The organism is Schaalia sp., assembly GCF_050312375.1.
GTDB lineage: Bacteria > Actinomycetota > Actinomycetes > Actinomycetales > Actinomycetaceae > Pauljensenia > Pauljensenia hyovaginalis.
This window is the reverse complement of record NZ_JBNOYB010000016.1, coordinates 1-7,632: the sequence shown is the minus strand read 5'-3', so window position 1 is coordinate 7,632 and position 7,632 is coordinate 1. Positions and strand designations below refer to the sequence as shown.

The window sequence follows — 7,632 nt, the reverse complement described above, 5'->3', positions numbered from 1 at the left end:
GCAGCCGCATCCGATGCCGGGGATGCGAAACGCCGGAAGACACAAGTACGCAGCTCGCCCCTTGTGTGTGGGGTTGGCCCTTTGTGTGCGGGCTTGCCTGGGGTGTTGGAGGGGTTAAGTCCGCAGTGTGGTTCTTGTGTGTGGGGTTGGCCCTTTGTGTGTGGGGTTGGCGGGGGTCATTGGTGGGGTTAAGTCCGCAGTGTGGTTCTTGTGTGCGGGACTGGCGTGCGCGTGTGCGGGGCTGAGCCGCAGGCCGTTCCCAGGTGCGGGCGGGCCCCTCCAAGACGGCTTCGTCCTTCGTGCGGGAGCGGACTCGACCCTCCGGGCGAGGTTCCCACGGGCGCGCGGGAACCTCCTCGGCGCACGAAGCACCCCGCGCGAACAGCGGCACGGTCGCTCCCGTTCAGAGCCTCTCAACCGCCCGCGCGAGGACGCTCTCCGGCCCTTCATCGCCTTCCTCCGATGCACTAACGTGACCGCATGAACACGAGGAGCGGCTCGAGAGACCGACGGTTTCGCCGTGCGCCCGCCCGACTCCGGGAGATCAATCACCGCGCTTCCGCATCGCCCCTTCTCGCCCTCGTCCTCTGCTTCACTCTCCTCGCCGGATGCGTCGCTGACGATCGCGCCTCCAGCCCGGGCGGACCTGCGGTCGACCGCTCCGAATCGGAGGACCCGACTACGCCCGAATCCGCGGGATCCTCGGCGAGCGCCCCATCAGCGAGGAGCGCCTTCTCCGCCGGGCATCGCGTCGGCGTCCTTCTTGGCATCGACCCTCACGACCCCTCCTTCGATCCACGGGATTACGCCGATAACGACGTCCTCATCCTGGATCTTCAATCCTTCCGCGCGGATCAGGTCGCAGCGCTGCGCGCCGTCGGAGTCGACACGATCTACGGCTACGTCTCTATAGGCTCCCTCGAGTCCTACCGGCCTTATGCGCAGCGCTTCCAGAACCTCACCTTCGCCCCCTATGAGAACTGGCCCGATGAGCGGTGGATCGACGTCACCAACGCCTCCTGGCAGCGGTTCATCACCACGGAGCTGGCCCCCAGACTCATCGCCCTCGGTGCCGATGGATTCTTCGTCGACAACGCGGACGTCTACGCGCAGCGATCGGACGACGCCGTCTATCAGGCGCTCCTCGCGATGATCCGCGCCATGCGCGCAAGCGGCAGGCCCGTCATGATCAATGGCGGCGCCGCTTTCGTCGAGCGCATGCAGTCCGAGGGACTGGGCGCCGAGATCGACGCCCTCGCTCAGGAGGAACTCCTCACCCGGATCGTCGACTACGAAGCCGAACGTTTCGAAAGGCAGTCTCCCCCGGAGACGCGCATCACCGAGAATCGCCTTGAGCGGGCCCGCCGCGAAGGCGCCGCCGTGCTGCTCATCGAATATTCGGAGGACGCGGACCTCGCCGCTGAGGTCGCCCGGTACGCGCGCGGCAAGGGCTTCGCCTCCTGCGTCTCCTCGAGCGTGGATCTGCGCGGGGACTGACGAGCGCGCCTCCGTCGATTCCTTGTCGAGTGCAACAGCCGCCTCAGCTCCGCGGAAGCCCCAGGGGACTCGCGGGAACGCAGTCCCGCGAACACGAGGCGCCGGTGCGGAAGAAAGCACGCATCGTCCGCCGGACGGACCGCTCCGGCGGACGGATTCCCGACTCGGCCCGCCTCCACCGGATTCGGACGCGCTTTCGTCCGCCGCGCATTTATCGCTAGGCTGAGGGCCGTGAAGGTTCTCCTCGTTGGGAATGGCGGGCGCGAGCACGCGCTCGCCCGGGCACTCATCCGCACCGCCGACCCGGCCGATCCGGTCGAACTCATCGTCCAGGCGGGCAACCCCGGAATCGAAGCACTCGGCGATTCCTTCGTCACCGATCCTTCCGACCCCGGCGCCGTGGTCGCGCGGGCCGTCTCCCAGAAGGTCGATGTCGTCATCGTCGGCCCTGAGGCCCCCCTCGTCGCAGGCGTCGCCGACGCCGTGATCGCCGCGGGCATCCCCTGCTTCGGCCCCACGAAAGCCGCGGCGCGCCTCGAAGCCTCCAAATCCTTCGCCAAAGAGGTGATGGAAGCGGCGGGGGTCGCGACCGCCCGCGCCTTCACCTGCCGCACCATGGAACAGGTCGACGCCGCCCTCGACGAGCTCGGCGCCCCCCACGTCGTCAAAGACGACGCGCTCGCAGCGGGCAAGGGCGTCGTCGTCACCGAGGACCGCGAGGCCGCGCGCGCCCACGCCGAGGCCTGCCTCGCCCGCGAAGACGGCGCGGTCGTCATCGAGGACTACCTCGACGGCCCCGAAGTCTCCCTCTTCTGCGTATCCGACGGCGTCACCGTCATCCCCCTCGTACCCGCGCAGGACTTCAAACGTGCCCACGACGGCAATGAAGGGCCCAACACCGGCGGAATGGGCGCCTATTCGCCGCTGCCCTGGCTCGCCGAAGGAGTCGTCGAAGAGGTCGTCGCCACCGTCGCGAAACCGACCGTCGACGAAATGGCCCGTCGCGGCACCCCCTTCGTCGGCCTGCTGTACTGCGGGCTCGCGATGACCTCGAAGGGCATCCGGGTCGTCGAGTTCAACGTCCGCTTCGGCGACCCCGAGACCCAGGCCGTCCTCGAACGCCTCGACTCCCCCCTCGCCGAACTCCTCTTCGCAGCGGCGACGGGAGCCCTCGACCGCATCCCCGCCCCCCGCTGGTCGAAGGACGCGGCCGTCACCGTCGTCATGGCCTCGGGCGGATACCCCGGGCCGACTGACACCGGCCACGAGATCACGGGCATCGACGAAGCCGAAGCGCTCGACGGCGTTCACGTCATCCACGCGGGCACCGGCACGAGGATCGCCGACGACCCGGCGGATGCCGCAGCCGGCTGCTGCGGCTTCGAGCCCGCCGAGATCCTCATCAACACCGGCGGCCGCGTACTCGACGTCGTGGGCCGCGGCCCGGATGTCGCGGCGGCCCGCGCGAAGGCCTACGAGGGCGTGGCCCTCATCTCCTTCGCGGGTGAGCATCACCGCTCCGATATCGCGACCTGGCCCGCCGGACTCGACGCGAAGAACTGAACTGAAGAGAGCGACTGGAGGATCACGATGACCGACGACGAATTGCGCGGATGGGTGAGAGTGTCCTCCGGGAAGGTGCGCGACATCTACGCGCCCGCCGACCAGGATGCGCCCGATCGTCTCCTCCTCGTCACCTCCGACCGGATCAGCGCCTTCGACTACATCCTCCCGACGCCGATCCCGGGCAAGGGCAAGATCCTCAACCAGCTGGCGATCTGGTGGATGGACCGCCTCCGCGACATCGTCGAGAACCACCTCCTCGCCACCGCGCACGACCCCCTCGACCCCTACTCCGTACCGGAGGGCGTCGAAGGGCGCGCCGTCGTCGCGAAAGCGCTGCGCATGATCCCCATCGAATGCGTCGTCCGCGGCTACCTCACGGGCTCCGGCCTCGTCGAATACGAAAAGTCCGGCACGGTCTGCGGGATCGGACTGCCCGAGGGCCTCGCCGAAGCCTCGCGCCTCGACACGCCGATCTTCACTCCGGCCGCCAAGGCCGAACTCGGCGAGCACGACGAGAACATCACCTTCGAACGCGCGGCCGACATGGTCGGCGCCGAGCTCGCCGCGCGCCTGCGCGACACCTCGATCGCCCTCTACGAGCGGGCCCGGGACATCGCCGCAGCCCGGGGCGTCATCATCGCCGATACGAAATTCGAATTCGGCCTAGATCCGGCCACAGGCGCCCTCGTCCTCGGCGATGAGATCCTCACCCCGGACTCCTCGCGCTTCTGGCCAGCCGACGAATGGACCCCGGGCCGGCCCACCCCCAGCTTCGACAAGCAGTACCTTCGCGACTGGCTCACCTCGGCCGCATCCGGATGGGATCGCGCTTCGGGCGCCCAACCGCCCGCCCTGCCGGACGAGGTCGCCGCCGCAACCGGTGCCCGCTACGTCGAAGCCTTCACTCGCCTCACCGGCGAGGAACCCAAGCTGTGAAGCACCACCACAGGCGGGACCTGGAAAGCCCGCTCGACGAAGGAGGAACGCCGTGGGGCGAATCATCGTGGAAGTGATGCCGAAGCCGGAGATCCTGGACCCCCAGGGCAAGGCCGTCGGCTCGGCGCTGCCCAGGCTCGGGATCACGAGCTTCACCGCGGTTCGGCAGGGCAAGTGCTTCCACCTCAGCGTGGACGGGCCCGTCACCGAGGAATTGCTCGCCGACGCCCGTCGGGCCGCCGAAGAGGTCCTCTCGAACCCGATCATCGAAGACGTCGTCCGCGTTGAAGCCCTCCCCGAAGAAGGAGCCGCGAAGTGACGCGCGTCGGAGTCGTCACCTTCCCCGGCACCCTCGACGACAGGGACGCCGCCCGCGCCGTGCGCCTCGCAGGCGCCGAACCCGTCGCCCTGTGGCACAAGGACGCAGACCTGCACGGCGTCGACGCGGTCGTCATCCCCGGAGGCTTCTCCTACGGCGACTACCTGCGCTGCGGCGCCATCGCCGCGACGGCCCCCGTCATGGGCGAGATCATCGCAGCAGCCGGGAAGGGAATGCCCGTCCTCGGCATCTGCAACGGCTTCCAAGTCCTCTGCGAATCCCACCTCCTGCCCGGAGCCCTCATCCGCAACGACCACCAGAAGTTCTTCTGCCGCGACCAGATCCTCCGCGTCGAGAACACCGCGACCGCATGGACCTCCTCCTTCGAGGAAGGGGAGCTCCTCACGGTGCCGCTGAAGAACGGCGAGGGCAACTTCCAAGCCTCCCCCGACGAGCTCGAGCGCCTCGAGGGCGAGGGGCGCGTGATCTTCCGCTACGTCGACCTCAACCCGAACGGCTCGGCGAACGACATCGCCGGCGTCGCGAACGACGCGGGCAACGTCGTCGGACTCATGCCCCACCCCGAGCATGCGACCGAATCCGGCTTCGGCCCGCTCGGACGCGGCCGCGAGGGCGAGTTCGCCGCCCACGGCGGCACCGAGGGCCTGAAGATCTTCCAGTCCGTCCTCGCGAGCCTCGTCGGCTGAGCGCCGCCCCGCCCTCGTCCCCCGACGCGCCGCATCGCGCGGACCGGCCGCGAGGACCCTACCTGAAGACGTGTTGTTGTACGGACCGCCCCGGTCCGAAGCGAAGGAATGGAAAGCCAATGACCGCCGAGGCCCCCACCTCCCCCCGCGAACTCCCCGACACCGTCGAGGACGCCGCCGCCACCCCCGACAAGGAGATGCCCTGGCGCGAGCTCGGGCTCAAGGCCGACGAGTACGAGAGGATCGTCGAGATCCTCGGGCGCCGTCCGACGAACGCCGAGCTCGCCATGTACTCGGTGATGTGGTCCGAGCACTGCTCGTACAAGTCCTCGAAGAAGCACCTCGCCGAGCAATTCGGCGCGCGCACGACCGAGGAGATGAAGCGCCGCCTCCTCGTCGGCATGGGCCAGAACGCCGGCGTCGTCGACATCGGGAAGGGCTGGGCCGTCACCTTCAAGGTCGAGTCCCACAACCACCCGAGCTTCGTCGAGCCCTATCAGGGCGCCGCAACCGGCGTCGGCGGCATCGTCCGCGACATCATCTCCATGGGAGCGCGCCCGGTCGCCGTCATGGACCAGCTCCGCTTCGGCGCGGTCGACCACCCCGACACCGCGCGCGTCGTCCACGGGGTCGTCTCGGGCGTCGGCGGCTACGGCAACTGCCTCGGCCTGCCCAACATCGGCGGCGAAACCGAGTTCGACCCCTCCTACCAGGGCAATCCCCTGGTCAACGCCCTGTGCCTGGGGACCCTGCGCCACGAGGACATCCACCTGGCCAACGCCGAGGGCGAGGGCAACCTCGTCGTCCTCTTCGGCGCGCGCACCGGCGGCGACGGCATCGGCGGCGCCTCGATCCTCGCCTCGGAGACCTTCGAGGACGGCATGCCCGCCAAGCGCCCCTCCGTCCAAGTCGGCGACCCCTTCATGGAGAAGGTCCTCATCGAATGCTGCCTCGACCTCTTCGCCGCGAATGTCGTCCAGGGCATCCAGGACCTCGGCGCCGCCGGTATCTCCTGCGCGACCAGCGAGCTCGCCTCCAACGGCGACTCGGGCATGCACGTCGACCTCGAGAAGGTCCTCCTGCGCGACCCGACCCTGACGGCCGGGGAGATCCTCATGTCGGAGTCGCAGGAGCGGATGATGGCGATCGTCACCCCCGCCGACCGCGAGCGCTTCTTCGAAATCATCGACAAGTGGGACGTCGAGGCGTCGATCATCGGCGAGCTCACCGGCGACGGGCGCCTCACCATCGACCACTTCGGCCACCGGATCGTCGACGTCGACCCGAAGACCGTCGCCCACGAGGGCCCCGTCTACGACCGCCCCTACGCGCGCCCCGCCTGGCAGGACGAGCTCCAGGCCGACTCCTCCGAGCGGCTCGAGCGGCCGGCGAGCGGCGCGGAGCTCATCGCCGACATCCGCACGGTCCTCGCGGACGTCAACCAGGCGTCGAAGGCGTGGGTCACCGACCAGTACGACCGCTACGTCCAGGGCAACACGGCCCTCGCCCAGCCCGATGACGCGGGCGTCGTCCGCGTTGACGAGGAGTCCGGCCTCGGCGTCGCCCTCGCGACGGACGCCAACGGCTGGTACACGAAACTCGACCCGGCGACCGGCGCGAAGCAGGCCCTCGCCGAGGCCTACCGCAACGTCGCCGTCGTCGGCGCCGAGCCCGTCGCGATCACGGATTGCCTGAACTTCGGCAACCCCGAGGACACGGATGCGATGTGGCAGCTCGTCACCGCGATGACGGCCCTGGCCGACGGCTGCATCGAGCTCGGCGTGCCGGTCACCGGCGGCAACGTCTCCCTCTACAACTCCTCCGGCACGGAGAAGAACCTCCCGACCTCGTCGATCAACCCGACGCCCGTCGTCGGCATGCTCGGCATCATGGAGGACGTCCGACGCGCCAACCCCTCGGGCTTCACCGAGGAGGGGCTCGCGGTCGTCCTGCTCGGTCAGACGCGCTCCGAGCTCGACGGCTCCGCCTGGGCGCGCATCCGCCACTCCCACCTCGGCGGCCTGCCCCCGCGCGTCGATTTCGACGCCGAGGTCGCGCTCGGCAATGTCGTGCGCGCCCTGTCGGCCGCCGACGGCCCCGACGGGCGCCCGCTCGTGCGCGCGGCCCACGACCTGTCCAACGGCGGCCTCGCGCAGGCGCTCGTCGACATGGTCCTCCGATTCGGCATCGGCGGAAGCTTCGACCTCACCGAGGCGCAGGGCTTCAACGGCCTGTCCGACTTCGAGATCCTCTTCTCCGAGTCCCAGGCGCGCGCGATCCTCGCGGTTCCCGAAGGCGCGCTCGCGGCCGTCCACGCCGCCGCCGAGGCCGAGGGCGTGCCCGTCGCGCGCCTGGGCACGACGGGCGGGGACATGCTCGCCGTCCTCGGCTCCGACCTCCTCGCCGACGGCGTCGGCGGGTGGATCGAGGACGTGGAGGCGCTGAGGGCCCGCTCGGAGGCGGCGCTGCGCGAGAGGTTCTGAAGCCGGGCAGCGGCCGATCCTGACGGACGGTCCCGGGGCCGTCCGGGCACGGCTCGCCCGCTCCTCGGCGGCCTCTGATCAGACGGTGGTGCCCGCCTGGCAGACCCTGCCGGCCCCTCCCGCG

General features: G+C 69.7%; 6 protein-coding genes. All 6 read left to right on the top strand.

The window, feature by feature from the left end; all coding sequences use genetic code 11:
• Nucleotides 1-480 precede the first annotated feature (480 nt).
• Nucleotides 481-1,497 (top strand): endo alpha-1,4 polygalactosaminidase, encoded by a 1,017-nt coding sequence (locus ACQY7V_RS01010; protein ID WP_428638494.1) that lies wholly within the window; start codon nt 481-483, stop codon nt 1,495-1,497.
• Between the two features lie 231 nt (nt 1,498-1,728).
• Complete coding sequence (purD, locus tag ACQY7V_RS01005; protein ID WP_428638492.1) at nt 1,729-3,060, top strand: phosphoribosylamine--glycine ligase; 1,332 nt, start codon at nt 1,729-1,731, stop codon at nt 3,058-3,060.
• Nucleotides 3,061-3,087: 27 nt separating this feature from the next.
• Nucleotides 3,088-3,999 carry a phosphoribosylaminoimidazolesuccinocarboxamide synthase gene (locus ACQY7V_RS01000; protein WP_428638491.1) on the top strand — a complete coding sequence of 304 codons (912 nt, stop codon included), beginning with the start codon at nt 3,088-3,090 and terminating at the stop codon, nt 3,997-3,999.
• Nucleotides 4,000-4,051: 52 nt separating this feature from the next.
• Nucleotides 4,052-4,318, top strand: coding sequence for a phosphoribosylformylglycinamidine synthase subunit PurS (locus ACQY7V_RS00995; protein WP_184454081.1), 267 nt, complete (start codon nt 4,052-4,054; stop codon nt 4,316-4,318).
• Entirely contained in the window at nt 4,315-5,025 is a 711-nt protein-coding gene (gene purQ / locus ACQY7V_RS00990; RefSeq protein ID WP_235361883.1) for a phosphoribosylformylglycinamidine synthase subunit PurQ, read from the top strand. Before ACQY7V_RS00995 ends, purQ begins: the two co-directional genes overlap by 4 nt.
• Before the next feature lie 119 nt (nt 5,026-5,144).
• A complete protein-coding gene (purL, locus tag ACQY7V_RS00985) occupies nt 5,145-7,508 on the top strand; it encodes a phosphoribosylformylglycinamidine synthase subunit PurL (RefSeq protein ID WP_428638488.1) in 2,364 nt (787 codons plus the stop codon).
• Nucleotides 7,509-7,632 lie beyond the last annotated feature (124 nt).